Below are 14774 nucleotides of genomic sequence, written 5' to 3'. Positions count from 1 at the left end.
TTCTAAATTATACATGCCTGAGGATCTCCACGATTTTGTTTTCTTTAGCAAAAACTTTGATCGTGCCTCAGGCACTTTAGTTCCCTTCTTAAGCGAAGCTCAGGTTAGCTATACACAATGAATTTCAAGATGCGTCGCGGCGGCAAGAGAGTAAATCCCCAAGAACATAGATAACTATGTGACTGGGTTGAGCGAGCGTAGCCAACAAAGAGGCAACTTGAAAGACGAAGTGTATATTTTTATTTAAAAAAGCATCAATTCTTTTGCTCATGCAACCATTGCGCCGCACGTTTGGCAAAGTAAGTCAGGATCCCATCAGCCCCTGCCCGTTTAAAACAGAGTAACGACTCCATAATTGCAGGTTGTTCTTTCAGCCAACCGTTCTGAATAGCAGCCATATGCATCGCATATTCACCGGATACCTGATAAGCAAATGTCGGTACACCGAAAGTATCTTTTACTCTGCGTATCACATCCAGATAAGGCATCCCGGGTTTTACCATCACGCTATCAGCCCCTTCCTGTAGATCCTGTGCAATTTCCTGCAATGCTTCATCACTGTTTGCCGGATCCATCTGATAGGTCATCTTGTTGCCACCTTTCAGATTAGCGCTGCTGCCGATAGCATCGCGGAATGGTCCGTAATAGCAGGAAGCATATTTGGCAGAATAAGCCATAATCTGCGTGTTTACATGCCCGTCATTTTCAAGTTGTTCACGAATCGCCCCAATACGCCCATCCATCATATCGCTTGGTGCAACGATTTCAGCCCCTGCTTCTGCATGAGATAACGCCTGTTTGACCAAGATTTCTTTGGTAATATCGTTGATAACATAACCATCCTGATCAATAACCCCATCCTGCCCATGTGTTGTAAAAGGATCTAGCGCCACATCGGTCAGTAACCCCAATTCAGGAACTGCATCTTTCAGTGCACGAATAGAGCGTTGAATCAAACCTTCTGGATTATAAGCTTCTTTCGCGTCCAGTGATTTTTTATCGGATTCAATAACCGGAAACAGAGACAAAACAGGGATACCCAATCGGGCAATCTCTTCGGCTTCTTTCAGCAGAAGATCGGTTGTCAAACGATATACTCCCGGCATGGAAGGCACTTCCTGACGCTGATTAGTACCTTCCATCACGAACACTGGATAGATTAAGTCATTAACAGTGAGTTGATTTTCAGCGACTAAACGGCGGGAAAAATCATGGCGGCGTACACGGCGCATACGACGACCAGGAAACGTACTTGGAAATGCATAGCTCATTACTGCTCTCCTAATATAAAAACCCAGCAGGATTACACTGGGCTAATTTTGCCATTACGAACTATTGTTTTTAATACTACTAAGCTTAACCCCTTAAGTTTGTAGCAATAATCACGACTATCTGATGGCTGATTATTTTTTCGGGTTACCGTCTGTCTCACGTTCAGAGCCATTTTCAGTTTCATGTAATTTGCGTTTTCCCACATAAAACTGCGACAAAAATACCCCCAGCTCAAACAACAAATACATGGGAACGGCCAACAAAGTTTGCGAGAAAACGTCAGGAGGTGTGAGTAACATCCCTACCACAAATGCTCCGACCAAAATATATGGACGTTTTCTTTTTAATGACTCAGGAGTCACTACCCCACTCCAGCACAGCAGGATAATCGCTATCGGCACTTCAAATGAAACACCAAATGCCATGAAAAGCGCCATAACGAAACTCAGATAATTACTGATATCCGTCGCAATCATGACTCCAGAGGGAACAGTTTTGGTAAAAAACCCAAACACAAGGGGAAATACCACGAAGTAGGCAAAGACCATCCCCAAGTAGAATAAGACACTACTGGAAAACAGTAATGGCACAATCAAACGCCGTTCATGCTTATACAGTGCTGGCGCAATAAATGCCCATACCTGATATAGGATCATGGGAGCCGAAACAAAAACGGATACCATAATGGTCAATTTGATGGGGGTGAAAAAAGGCGATGCGACATCGGTCGCAATCATATTTGCTCCCACAGGGAGTTGGTCCATTAACGGTGCAGCAATAAGCCGATAAATATCGTTAGAAAAATAAACCAGTGCCAGAAAAACGACCAGCACAGTAATCAGGCTATTCAGAATCCGCTTACGGAGTTCAATCAGGTGACTGATAAGAGGTTGAGTATCGTCCATCGACATGTTTTAGCGTTCACTATTGGATTTTTTATCAGATACAGGAGGATGAAAGTGTGTTTCATCTTCTTCCAGCTCTTTAGCTTCTTCAGGAGTTAGCTGATAAGACTCTTTCAACGATTCAGCTGCTTCCCTCAATTTATCCATTGATGCCTGTAATTCTGGAGAGAGGGATTGTAAATCTGCCTTTTCTTCCATTTTTTTCAGGCTGTCCTGAAGCTCCTGTAATTTTAATTCTTTTGCAAGTTCATTCTGGACATTTGTCGCCAGTGAGCGTAATACCCGAATCCAGCCAGCCACTGTTCTGACAGCAACAGGTAAACGCTCTGGTCCCAGAACAATCAGGCCAAGCACCAGCACTAATAGCAGTTCACTAAAACCAATGTCAAACACGGTTTATACCTACTCTTTTTCTTTGTTTTTACTCTCTGATTTTTCAGATTGATCAACCGTAGGCTTATCAGTGAGGTTTTTAGTTTCAAAATCAGCATCATGGCTATTTTTTTCTGCCTGATCTGATTTTTCATCATCACTCATCGCTTTTTTGAAGCCTTTTATCGACTCACCCAAATCTGAACCCAAAGTACGTAGTTTATTAGTGCCGAACACCAAGACAACAATGGCAGCAATAATAAGCAATTGCCAAATACCTATACCACCCATACTGATCTACCTCATGTTCGTGGGAAACATTAATTCTTTTATTATAATCTACGAACCTTATGTTCGAAAATACCGCAACCGTGCCAGAACGTAATCATGCCAAGAAGCCGCTATTTCAGTTTAAACCAGCCCAGCAGCCACGATATTATTCCTGCTCCAATTAACCCTGATGCTAGATGGGCCAGATTAGAAATAAAAAACAAACCACCACAGATAAACAGTGTTGCACCAATCCCGAGTAAGTAAAGGGATTTCTGCTGATTATGCCGTTGTTGTTTTAACTGTTGTGATATCTGATCAATGCTCGTTTGCAAACGTTTATGTTGTTGCAGTGTGCCATAAACCAATTCAGGAAGTTCCGGCAGTTTTTCCGCCCAATAGGGTACTTTTTCTTTAAACGCTCGCATGATAGCCGGAATACCAACCTGATCATGCAGCCAATCTTCCAGAAATGGCTTTGCTGTTTTCCATAAATCGAGCTGTGGGTACAATTGCCGACCCAAGCCTTCAACATACAGTAGTGTCTTCTGCAACAAAACAAGCTGTGGTTGCACAGCCATATTAAAACGACGGGCCGTATTGAAAAGGTTCAACAACACATGACCAAATGAAATATCTGCCAGTGGTTTTTCAAAAATAGGCTCACATACCGTTCTGATGGCAAACTCAAAATCCTCTACATTCGTATCTGCCGGAACCCAGCCTGAATCCACATGTAACTCAGCAACCTTACGATAATCACGATTGAAGAAAGCAATAAAGTTTTCAGCCAGATAGCGTTTATCATCTTTATTCAGTGAGCCGACAATACCGTAATCAATGCCGATATAAGTAGGATCTTCCGGGTGCTCATAGCTCACAAAGATATTGCCCGGATGCATATCTGCATGGAAGAAGCTGTCGCGGAATACCTGCGTGAAAAAGACCTGCACACCGCGTTCAGCAAGCAATTTCATATTGGTATTCTGTGCTTCTAATGCAGCAACATCGGATACCGGAATACCATAAATACGCTCCATCACCAGTACGTTTTCCCGACAGTAATCAGGATAAACCTCCGGTACATAAAGCATCGGACTCTTTTCAAAATTACGCCGCAGTTGAATAGCATTTGCAGCTTCCCGCAGCAGGTTCAACTCATCAAGCAACGTTTTTTCATATTCACGAACTACTTCAAGCGGGCGAAGACGACGACCATCGGGTAATAAAGGAACCAGATTCGCTAAACGATACATTAGCCGGACATCCGCCTTTATCACAGGCAGAATATCGGGGCGGATCACTTTAATAACAATATCTTTTCCATTCTCTTTCAGGCGCGCAGTATGCACCTGAGCAATAGAGGCGGAAGCCAGAGGTTGCTGTTCAAAATCGTCAAACCACGTTTCCAGAGCACCACCCAATGCGGTTTCGATGGATTGACGCGCAACGGCACCATCAAAGGAAACAACGCGATCCTGCAAGAGGGAAAGTTGATCAGCAATTGCAGGAGAAAAGAGATCACGGCGGGTAGACAGCATCTGACCAAGCTTAATCCATACCGGCCCAAGCTCCTGTAATGCCAGACGTAAACGTTCTCCTAGTGGTTTATCCTTGTGTCGATTAGGTAACCAGAACAGGAAATAGCGCCCAAAACGCAGTGGCCATGTCAGACGGATCTTTGGGATCAGTTCATCCAATCCATAGGTAAGGAAAACTTTAATGATCAAATAGAGGCGCTTTATTTCACTGGGCGTCATATCTTTTCTCCATCGCTGCCAGACGTTTTTCCATGTCAGACAGTTCATTGGCGACAGCATTTACCTCTTCGCTGAAATAAGCCAATTCCAAAGCGCCAGGTGTCATTTTCCACTCTTCAGTCAGTGATTCACTCAGGTAGTTTTTCTGCCTTGAGACAGTATTACAGGCAAACCGGATACTATTTTTCACTACCCGATTGAGCCCTTCTGCCACAATATCGCCAACATAAGGTGAAAGGTAATGAACCGGATCCCATTCCAGCATATCCAGCAGAGCGGACCACTGCTGAATAACCTGCATATCTCCCTCAATAATAATTTCACCGCTGTTGATCAAAGATGAGAGGCATTGGCGATCACGTAATTTAAGCAGGGCTGGTAATGTGGTTTTCATTGAACAATCAGCAGACTCTGACCACTGACTTAAAACATCGACCTGTTTTTCACTGAAAACCAGTATCAACGGTATTTCAATTTCTTTCAGTTCGATGGAAAGCACTTTGCCCGCTAATCTCATACGAGCTGATTTCAATACCGTTTCTCGATACAGCAGGTGATTCAGCGTTGTTTCCAGAAAGGCAGTTAAAACCGGAAACAGCACCGTAGAATTCACGCTATGGCTTAATGAGGGAGTTTCCATGTCAGAATTTAAACCCTTTATGCAGTGCAACAATTCCACCGGTCATATTGGAGTAGGAAACCAGATCAAAACCAGCAGTTTCCATCATACCTTTTAATGTTTCCTGATCAGGGTGCATACGAATAGATTCAGTCAGATAACGGTAGCTGTCTGCATCCTTAACAACCGCCTGACCAATTCGTGGCAGAATATGAAACGAATAGGTGTCATAAATCTTACTCAGAGGTGCCAGTATGGGTTTGGAGAATTCCAGTACCAGTAAACGCCCGCCCGGTTTGAGAACCCGGAACATTGAGCGTAGGGCTTTATCTTTATCTGTGACATTACGCAGGCCAAATGAAATAGTAATGCAGTCAAAATAGTTATCCGGGAATGGCAATTCTTCCGCATTCGCCTGAACATAGCTGACATTACCGACAATACCGTTATCGCGCAATTTTTCCCGGCCAACTTTCAGCATGGAATCATTAATATCTGCCAATACAACTTCGCCTTTCTCTCCAACAAGACGGGAGAATTTCGCTGTCAGATCCCCTGTTCCACCAGCCAGATCGAGAACTTTATGACCACGGCGGACACCACTTGCATCGATAGTGAAACGCTTCCAAATACGATGAATGCCAAATGACATCAAATCATTCATCAAATCATATTTTGCTGCAACGGAGTGGAATACTTCCGCCACCATATCTTTTTTTTCGTCTTTAGCTACGGTACGGAAACCAAAATGTGTGGTTTCTTTAGATTGATCTGGCATTTTCTTTGTCCGCTTTTCATTCAAAAAATTATAGCAAGTTTACCAGCCTTTCCGATAAAACCCTATCCGGAAAAATCTACTGGGTATGCTCATTGACCGGTAACGATTGGAAGAATTTATACATTTCGTCTTTCAAGTTGCCTCTTTGTTGGCTACGCTCACTCACCCCAGTCACCGTTTTTATAAACATAAGGTTATCTATGCTCCCGGGGATGAGTTCCCTTGCCGCAGCGACGCATCTTGAAATCCATTGTGTATATCAATAACCTGTGAATCAATAGGCCGTTTGATATCCACTCCTAAATCGCGAAAACCTTCTGCCTGGCTAATGAGATTCCCCTTTCCTTCCGCCAGTTTTTTCATCGCGAGATGGTAACTTGCCTGTGCTTTACTGAGGCTTTGCCCTAACCCCTGCATGTCATCCACGAATAAGCGCATTTTGTCATACATTCTGGCCGCTTTGTCGGCAATCAAACGTGCATTCTGGCTTTGATATTCATAGCGCCAGAGATTATTGATCGTGCGCACAGCCACTAATAATGTTGACGGGCTGACCAGCATAATATTATGTTTCAGCGCCTCATCGAGTATTTCTGGAGCCTGATTGAGCGCAACTAGATAAGCAGCCTCAACCGGGATAAACATCAGGACATAATCCAACGAACGTAATCCCGGTAACTGCTGGTAATTTTTACGCCCTAGCCCCCGAATATGCCCTCTTATAGAGTTAATATGTTCCTGTAATGCCTGAACCTGTTCTGTTTCATCATCACTATTGAAATAGCGCTCATAGGCAACCAGTGACATTTTGGCATCAATAATGACATCTTTTCTTTGCGGTAGATGCACAATAATGTCAGGTTGAAAGCGTTCGCTGTTGTCAGTTTTAATATTGACCTGTGTATGAAACTCATGCCCCTCACGTAAACCGGATGCTTCGAGAACCCGCGCTAGTATCATCTCCCCCCAGTTACCCTGTATTTTATTATCTCCTTTCAGGGCCTTGGTCAGATTAATCGCTTCTTTTGCCATTTGAGCATTAAGCTGCTGAAGGTTACGGATTTCATGAGTTAACGTATGGCGTTCACGAGCCTCCTGCCCAAAGCTATCCTGTACCTGACGACGAAACCCTTCCAACTGTTCACGAAAAGGCATTAACAGACCATTGAGACTTTGGCGGCTATATTCATCGGTACGACGGCGGTTTTGTTCAAAAATACGATTGGCGAGATTTTCAAATTGAGCATTCAGGCGCTGTTCACTATTGATCAAAAGACGCTGTTTTTCTTCAGCTGCCAGCTTGCTCTCTTCAAGACGAGTACTCAATTCACGTAACTCAGCTTCCTGTACGCTGTTGATTTCACGCTGGGCAAGCAGCTCCTGATTGAGTTGTTCACACTCCGTACGCCAGTAATGAGACTGCTCCAGCCTTTCATTGCTGACAGCAAGCTGGCCGTGTAATTCACGCAACTCCCTTTCTTTGTACTGAATACGCTGGTGAACAGAAAACCAAACGAAAATCCCCCCGCACAATAATCCACTTAAACCACCAATTAACACGTATAACCAATAGATATCCATCTATACACCCCACTCACATTACACCAGCGTCTGTGCTCAATGACTGACCTTAATGTAAGTTAAATAGAGGCTGTATAGATGTCCAGATTGTTTGCAGGATTTATTTCAGTTTGCAAAGCGGCTCGCAATTACCCCATCCACTCTGCAAGCCAGCGTATACCGAAAGCACCCGGCGCTAAAATACCAAATGCCCAAATCAGTGCAGAAGCAAAGTTAGCCAGCTGAAAATGACGTTGTGGCATAGCACAAATCCCAGCGACCAAAGGAATTGCGGCTCTTAATGGGCCAAAAAAACGACCAATAAAAACACCCCATATGCCCCAACGCTCAAAGAATCGATGTCCGCGTACTAAGGTTTGTGGATGGCGAGAAAGAGGCCACATCTTGCCGACATTTTCCTTGTAATGATAACCAAATAGATAAGAAACCCAGTCACCAAAGAATGCGCCTGCTGCTGCTGCAATCCATATTGGCCAGAAATTTAACCCGCTTTCACCAATCAACGCTCCTAACCCTAACAGAATGATCGTTGCAGGTAATAGCAGAGAAATAAATGCCAAGGATTCTCCAAAAGCGAGCAGGAAAATAATAGGAATTGCCCATGCTTCATGATTTTTTACAAAATTGATAATTACTTCAATGACTTCATGCAAGCTCACATTCGTCTTTCCTGTGTTAATCTTTACTAATTTTCAGGTTAGCAGCAAATCAATGAACTGATGCTAACCTTGCTTTTCTTTACGCTAACAAAATGGATTTACTCCAGAAAATAGCTCTGCAATTTTTCCCGAGCTGCCATATCAAGCCCAACGTCTTTTTCTAACCAAATATCCACACTGCCATAATGCTGATTGATACTGTTCAGAGCTGTCATTAAAAACTCTTCTCTGACTGAAAATACATAAGACATTTTCTCAACCAAACTATCACTCATACTTTTTGCATATTCATTCAATAAATATTCCCGAAACGGTGTCAGAGTAATATTAGTTACCAGATAGTCTTCCATTACGGTATCCAGATCTGCCCCCAGAGCAAACAATACCAAAGCAGAACCGATTCCTGTTCTATCTTTACCAACAGCACAATGCTGCACAATTCCGCCTTTTTCCGGCTGTAGTAATAAACTGGCTAATGTCTTATAAGCCGGGTTATTAATTGGTAACAATTGGTATAGCCGCAACATAAAATCTTTAGCATCAAACTGTTCCAACGCCTCATGGCTTAGCTTATCGAAATTAGCATCAACCTCTTTGGAAAGCGGATTAGCCGGAGCATGATGATAGCTCGCACCACTCCATACCTGATCCGGCCTATCTATAATTTCACTGCTATCACGATAATCGATGATCTGGAACAGGTTCTGTTCAGCCAAGAAAATCTGATCGTTATCAGTCAGCATATCCAGAGAGCCTGAACGAAATAACAGACCTGATTTAATCTTAGAACCATTACTTAGTGTTCTGTTACCTAAATCGCGGAAGTTAATACCGCCATTTAAGGGGAGTAATGAAGGATGAGATATAACTGTTGTGGTTGTGGTCATAATCACTCTTTTTTATTGAAATTAATGCACGATTGAGACAGTTTGTGGCTGAGACAAATCATCTTTAATACAAAATGTTATGACATTATCAGATTTCAGAATGAAAGGAAGTAAAGAAAACGGAAAATTCAGGTGATCGGGCCAGAGAATTCCGGCCCATAATTTGCAACAATTACAACAAACGGCGAGCCGCATCAACAACAATGCTTAAGGCATTGCTTTCTGTTTTCTTCAACAATTCAACATCAGGAATTTCCTGCTGGGTACGGTTAACGATCACACCAGCCACCATTCCGGCACGCAATCCCTGGCTTGCACACATTGTTAATAGAGTAGCTGATTCCATTTCAAAGTTCATGACGCCCATTTCCTGCCACTCTTTCATTGACCCCTGAAAACGACGGACAACGCGGCCAGAATAGGTATCGTAACGTTCCTGTCCCGGATAGAAAGTATCAGAAGAAGCTGTCACACCAACATGCGTTGTAGTACCTGATGCTTTCGCGGCAGCGTACAGTGCATTAGTACACTCAAAATCAGCCACTGCCGGAAACTCCATTGGAGCAAAATGCAAGCTGGCGCCATCTAAACGAACAGCCGCAGTGGTTACCAGCACATCACCAACGTTAATATTCTCCTGAATTGCACCGGTTGTACCAATACGCAGGAATGTGCGTACACCTAGTTGAGCCAGCTCTTCTACCGCAATTGACGTTGATGGGCCACCAATACCCGTCGAGCAGACAACAACAGGTTTGCCGTCAATTTCAGCACGCCATGTTGTAAATTCACGATGGGAAGCCAGATGAACCGGGTTATCCATCAACCTTGCAATCTTCTCAACACGATCAGGATCGCCTGGAACAATAGCCAGGGTTGCACCCTGTAAGTCATTTTTGGTGATACCTAAGTGAAATACATCAGACATATTGGCTCCTCAACGGAAATAATTCAAAATCCAAATAAAATGGAGATACCTAAATCTAGTAAATACTCTGGCACTTTTTAATGATTAAAGTCACATTTAATTGAATTTAAAAAGAAACACATACATTAAATTGTGATTATTGTCACAATTTAATGTATGTAAGTAACACCGTGAGTATAAAGCTGAAATAGAAACAATATTCGAAGAGTAGTCACAAAAAGCGCCCTTTTTGAGCGCCATTGGAACACTTACATGATGAAATTAAGGAGTAATATTCCACACAACCCGATTCCCCACGCAATGGTGGTCGGAATGGACCAAATGATTATCTGTTTTTTCACATCCTTTATCCCCATCATCCTATTCACGACCCAGAAAAAACAGTCATTAAAATAGCTGAAAAACAGTGTTCCCACCATTGCAGCCTGAGCAGCAACTAGCATATTAATATCTGGTATCTGTTTGATAACCGGCGCAGAAATAGATGCTGCGGTGATCATAGCAACAGTGCCTGAACCTTGAATAATACGTATTAACGTGGCGATGATAAAAGGGATCAGGACAGGAGTAATCGGCAGACTGGCAACATATTGCGCCACTATTGTCCCGGTTGAACCCTCATTTAATACAGCGCCTAAGGCTCCTCCGGCTCCCGATACCAATAAAATGATTCCTACCGTCTGCAAACCGGTTTCTAAGTGTTCTATAACCTCATGTTTACTGACATTTGGCATAAGTTTATAAATCGCCAGTAACACACTTATCGCCAGAGCAATAATCGGTGACCCAAGGAAATTAAAAACCTGAAAGTAAAGGTAATCATCTTTTCCTGCAAATAGTGCAGTCTTTAACAACAGTCCATTTATAACACTGGTAAAAATGAGAACGATAGGTACAACGATAGGTAAAAGGGAAATGAAGAGTCCCGGTAAAGGCTTACTGGCTTTTTCTTCCATATATTGCTGGTGAATTTCTTGCAGATTTCCTTCATCCTCCACAAGCAGGTATTCAGGGTATTTAGTCTCCAGCCATTTAGCATAACAAGTGATGCCAATAACACATGGGATTGCCAGTACCATTCCCACCAACATAACCTTACCGACACTTACCCCAAATATTCCGGCCACACCAAGCGGCCCCGGCGTTGGCGGAACAATATGGTGAGTCACCACTAACCCACCGGCCAGTGCTACACCCAACGTTAATACATTCCGTTTACCTTTCTTCGCTAACGCTTTTACCAGCGGATAAAGGATAATAAAAGCCGAATTAACAAATATAGGAATACTGACAATATAGCCGGTGATTGCAAGTGCCCACTCTTCGCGCCTTTTACCCAGCCATTTAATCAGACTATAGGCGATTTGCTCCGTTGCACCAGAGGCTTCCAATATCCGCCCCATCATGCTTCCCAGCCCAATCACAATACCAATGTTACCTAATGTCGTACCAAACCCTTTAGCAATAACATCAACAACATGGCCCATACTCAGGCCACCAGATATTCCTGCAATAACTGCAGCAATTAACATAGCAACAAGCACATGAATACGTGTACGTAAAACCAGAAAAATCAGCGAAAATACCGCCACTCCCAATCCAATAACTGGAATGTAAAAATCAACCATAAAACCCCGTTTCAATCTGTATTATTGGCGAGAAAGGTGCATGGTATGCTGGACAAAGCCCTTGTTACAAGCTGTGTTAAAGTGGGCTTATTAGAAATTGATGTCTTGGTATAGATTAACAAAGGGATATTTAGATAATTTGAGAAAAAAGAAGAATACTCTTTGCGAATAAAACCCGTTCCTAAATATTACTTTTATCCCAAACAAACCGGATTAAAAATCCTGTGCTACTTTAATAATTAAATATTGAATTACCCTTTTCTTTATAACATTTACACTAATTCATTCCTGTAAAAACACAAAAATTAGTGTTTTATATCGATTGAGCTAGTAAAACCTCAACAAAGGAGGGAAATTACAATGAGCTTTTTTGATCAAATTTCAAATATGATGAGTCGGGGTAAGAGTCAACAAATTCAGCATATAATGGACTGGGTTGAAGGTCAGGGAGGAATTAGTGGATTAGTTGAGCAGTTTTCCCGGCAAGGGTTGGATGGCACAATTCATTCGTGGATTGGTACGGGGGAAAATACGCCTATTCATGCTGATCAGGTTTCCTCTATTTTTGGCTCCTCCACAATCCAGACATTAGCAGAAAAAATGGATATCGACCCCAGTGAAGCCTCATCACTCATTTCACAACATCTGCCTAATCTTATTGATAAGGTTACACCAAATGGTGAAGTACCTGAAAATCTGGATCTAAAATCAGTAGGGATGAATTTATTGAAAGATAAATTACTGACTAAATAAATTAACCTGCCCGCCATATTTATATTTTCCTATGGTGGGCAGGTTAAAGTCTTACTTAAATTTACTTAGCTATTAACTGAATCACGCAGACGTTTTGCGGCTTCAACCATATTCGCCAATGACTGGCGGGTTTCTGCCCAGCCCCGGGTTTTCAGGCCACAGTCGGGGTTAACCCATAAACGTTCAACCGGAATACGTTCAGCCGCTTTGCGCAACAAGGCTTCAATCCACTCAACACTCGGCACATTCGGTGAGTGAATGTCATACACGCCTGGCCCAATTTCATTTGGATATGAAAAGTCTTCAAACGAATCCAGCAGTTCCATATCTGAGCGAGACGTTTCAATGGTGATAACATCCGCATCCAGTGCTGCAATGGAAGGCATGATGTCATTGAACTCACAATAACACATATGGGTATGGATCTGAGTCTCGTCTTCCGCAATGGCTGCACTTAGTTTAAAGGCATCCACTGCCCAATCCAGATATGCCTGCCACTCTTCGCGGCGCAGCGGCAAGCCTTCGCGCAATGCTGGTTCATCAATCTGGATAATGCCAATACCCGCTTTCTGCAAATCATCCACTTCATCACGCAGAGCCAGTGCAATCTGCTTAGCAATAGTTTCCCGGCTGATATCTTCCCTTGGGAATGACCAGCAAAGAATCGTTACCGGCCCGGTTAACATGCCTTTTACTGGCTTATCTGTCAGGGATTGAGCATAGGTTGCCCAATCAACGGTAATCGCTTCTGGACGGCTGATATCTCCGATAATGACCGGTGGTTTAACACAGCGGGAACCATAACTTTGTACCCAGCCGTTTTGCGTAAAGACATAACCGTCAAAATGTTCACCGAAATATTCCACCATGTCATTACGTTCGGCTTCACCATGTACCAGCACATCTAATCCCAGCCGTTCCTGCTCAGTGATCGCCTGTTTAATATGTTCACTGATATTAGTGCGATAATGATTGCCATCAACGCGACCTTTCTTGAAATCCAGGCGTAAGCCACGGATCTCTGTTGTCTGAGGGAAAGAACCTATCGTTGTTGTCGGCCACAAAGGCAGTTTATAACGTTGACGTTGGAGTCTGGCGCGCTCTTCATAAACTTGATTACGTTCGCTGTCCTGCGGACGGATCTTGTTAAGGCGCTCAGCTACAGCCGGATTATTCACCCGGACGGAGCTACGGCGGGCACGAATTGGCGCGCTATAATCATCCAGCTCGGGCTGTCTGCTGCCTTGTGGAGCATTCAATGCCTGAGATAGCAGAGAAAGTTCCGCACATTTCTGTAGTGCAAAGGCAAACCAACTCCTAACTTCTTCATCCAGTCCTGTTTCATCATTCAGATCAATCGGGCTATGTAATAATGAGCAAGAACTACCGATCCAAATATCTCGTTTACCCAGTAAAGGCGCGACAAGTTCATATTTTGCGCTCAAATCTGCCCGCCAGACGTTACGTCCGTTAACAACCCCTAACGATAACAATAATGTCTCAGGTAAAGATTTATGCAGTTCATCCAGTGAGTCCTGCCCTGCAACTAAATCAACATGTAAACCCTGTACCGGCAGTGATTTAATGGTCGTCAGATTATGACTGATACTATCAAAGTAGGTTGTCAGCAATAACTTAACCTGACCCTGAAGTGCCTGATAAGCAGGCTGAAATGCTGCCAACCACTCTTCTGGCAGTTCCAGCACCAATGCAGGCTCATCTATCTGTACCCATTCGATGCCACGTTTTGCCAGTTCACCCAGCACCTGTTGATATACAGGCAGAATATCCGCCAATAAAGAGAGGCGTTCAAAGGCCTTGCCTTTTACTTTTCCAAGCCATAAATAAGTCACCGGCCCCAGTAAAACAGGTTTTACGTTATGTCCCAATGCTAATGCTTCATCGACTTCATCCAGCAGTTGAGTCCATCCTAATTTAAATTCTTGCCCTTCCTGAAACTCAGGAACAATATAATGATAATTAGTGTTAAACCACTTGGTCATTTCTGACGCAGCAGCCGGAGTACCGGTCGGTGCCCGACCACGGGCAATGCGGAATAGTGTATCTAAATCAATGTTTCCATCTTCATTTTGATGGCGAGGAGGAACGTTCCCCAGCAGCAGACTGGTCGTCAATACTTGGTCATACCAAGCGAAATCACCGACAGGAATTAAATCTACTCCTGCTTCTTTTTGCTGTTGCCAGTGACGTGCACGTAATTCACGGCCTGTTTCTAGCAATTCTTGTTGAGAAATTTTACCTGCCCAATAGCTTTCTTGTGCTTTTTTTAGCTCTCTTTTCAATCCGATACGTGGAAAACCTAATGTATGATTTAAAACTGTCATGTCGTCACCCGCAAATT

The 14774-nt window shown here is 43.2% G+C and carries 14 protein-coding genes; 1 reads left to right on the top strand and 13 read right to left on the bottom strand.

Annotation, left to right across the window (positions count from 1 at the left end; genetic code table 11):
* Positions 1-254: 254 nt before the first annotated feature.
* From hemB to AACS92_RS10180, 12 genes are all read right to left on the bottom strand, one after another.
* On the bottom strand, positions 255-1271 hold the full coding sequence (hemB, locus tag AACS92_RS10235; RefSeq protein ID WP_099111110.1) for a porphobilinogen synthase: 1017 nt from the start codon (positions 1269-1271) through the stop codon (positions 255-257).
* A 132-nt stretch (positions 1272-1403) separates the two neighbouring features.
* The gene (gene tatC / locus AACS92_RS10230; protein WP_099111109.1) at positions 1404-2183 is read right to left on the bottom strand and encodes a Sec-independent protein translocase subunit TatC; all 780 of its coding nucleotides are present in this window, start codon (positions 2181-2183) and stop codon (positions 1404-1406) included.
* A 3-nt stretch (positions 2184-2186) separates the two neighbouring features.
* Positions 2187-2570, bottom strand: a complete 384-nt coding sequence (tatB, locus tag AACS92_RS10225; protein ID WP_099111108.1) for a Sec-independent protein translocase protein TatB — start codon at positions 2568-2570, stop codon at positions 2187-2189.
* Positions 2571-2579: 9 nt separating this feature from the next.
* The gene (tatA, locus tag AACS92_RS10220; RefSeq protein WP_099111107.1) at positions 2580-2840 is read right to left on the bottom strand and encodes a twin-arginine translocase TatA/TatE family subunit; all 261 of its coding nucleotides are present in this window, start codon (positions 2838-2840) and stop codon (positions 2580-2582) included.
* A 110-nt stretch (positions 2841-2950) separates the two neighbouring features.
* The gene (ubiB, locus tag AACS92_RS10215; RefSeq protein WP_099111106.1) at positions 2951-4579 is read right to left on the bottom strand and encodes a ubiquinone biosynthesis regulatory protein kinase UbiB; all 1629 of its coding nucleotides are present in this window, start codon (positions 4577-4579) and stop codon (positions 2951-2953) included.
* Positions 4566-5219, bottom strand: a complete 654-nt coding sequence (ubiJ, locus tag AACS92_RS10210) for a ubiquinone biosynthesis protein UbiJ (protein WP_099111105.1) — start codon at positions 5217-5219, stop codon at positions 4566-4568. Before ubiJ ends, ubiB begins: the two co-directional genes overlap by 14 nt.
* A 1-nt stretch (position 5220) precedes the next feature.
* Positions 5221-5976 carry a bifunctional demethylmenaquinone methyltransferase/2-methoxy-6-polyprenyl-1,4-benzoquinol methylase UbiE gene (gene ubiE / locus AACS92_RS10205; protein WP_099111104.1) on the bottom strand — a complete coding sequence of 252 codons (756 nt, stop codon included), beginning with the start codon at positions 5974-5976 and terminating at the stop codon, positions 5221-5223.
* Between the two features lie 198 nt (positions 5977-6174).
* Positions 6175-7557: a DNA recombination protein RmuC gene (gene rmuC / locus AACS92_RS10200; protein WP_099111103.1), complete on the bottom strand. Its 1383-nt coding sequence runs from the start codon at positions 7555-7557 to the stop codon at positions 6175-6177.
* A gap of 128 nt (positions 7558-7685) precedes the next feature.
* Positions 7686-8216 carry a DedA family protein gene (locus AACS92_RS10195; protein ID WP_099111102.1) on the bottom strand — a complete coding sequence of 177 codons (531 nt, stop codon included), beginning with the start codon at positions 8214-8216 and terminating at the stop codon, positions 7686-7688.
* A 98-nt stretch (positions 8217-8314) separates the two neighbouring features.
* A complete protein-coding gene (locus AACS92_RS10190) occupies positions 8315-9103 on the bottom strand; it encodes a tyrosine-protein phosphatase (RefSeq protein WP_099111101.1) in 789 nt (262 codons plus the stop codon).
* A gap of 172 nt (positions 9104-9275) precedes the next feature.
* Complete coding sequence (gene udp, locus AACS92_RS10185) at positions 9276-10031, bottom strand: uridine phosphorylase (RefSeq protein ID WP_099111100.1); 756 nt, start codon at positions 10029-10031, stop codon at positions 9276-9278.
* 248 nt (positions 10032-10279) lie between these two features.
* Entirely contained in the window at positions 10280-11659 is a 1380-nt protein-coding gene (locus AACS92_RS10180; protein ID WP_099111099.1) for a GntP family permease, read from the bottom strand.
* 360 nt (positions 11660-12019) lie between these two features.
* Between AACS92_RS10180 and AACS92_RS10175 the strand changes: the two genes are divergently transcribed.
* Positions 12020-12412 (top strand): YidB family protein, encoded by a 393-nt coding sequence (locus AACS92_RS10175; protein ID WP_099111098.1) that lies wholly within the window; start codon positions 12020-12022, stop codon positions 12410-12412.
* A gap of 65 nt (positions 12413-12477) precedes the next feature.
* Here the strand turns inward: AACS92_RS10175 and metE are convergent, their stop codons facing one another.
* Positions 12478-14757 (bottom strand): 5-methyltetrahydropteroyltriglutamate--homocysteine S-methyltransferase, encoded by a 2280-nt coding sequence (gene metE, locus AACS92_RS10170; protein ID WP_099111097.1) that lies wholly within the window; start codon positions 14755-14757, stop codon positions 12478-12480.
* Positions 14758-14774 lie beyond the last annotated feature (17 nt).

The sequence above is a fragment of the Xenorhabdus sp. KJ12.1 genome, from assembly GCF_963876495.1.
GTDB lineage: Bacteria > Pseudomonadota > Gammaproteobacteria > Enterobacterales > Enterobacteriaceae > Xenorhabdus > Xenorhabdus stockiae.
The sequence above is the reverse complement of the archived record's forward strand: the minus strand, read 5'-3'. Positions and strand labels throughout refer to the sequence as shown.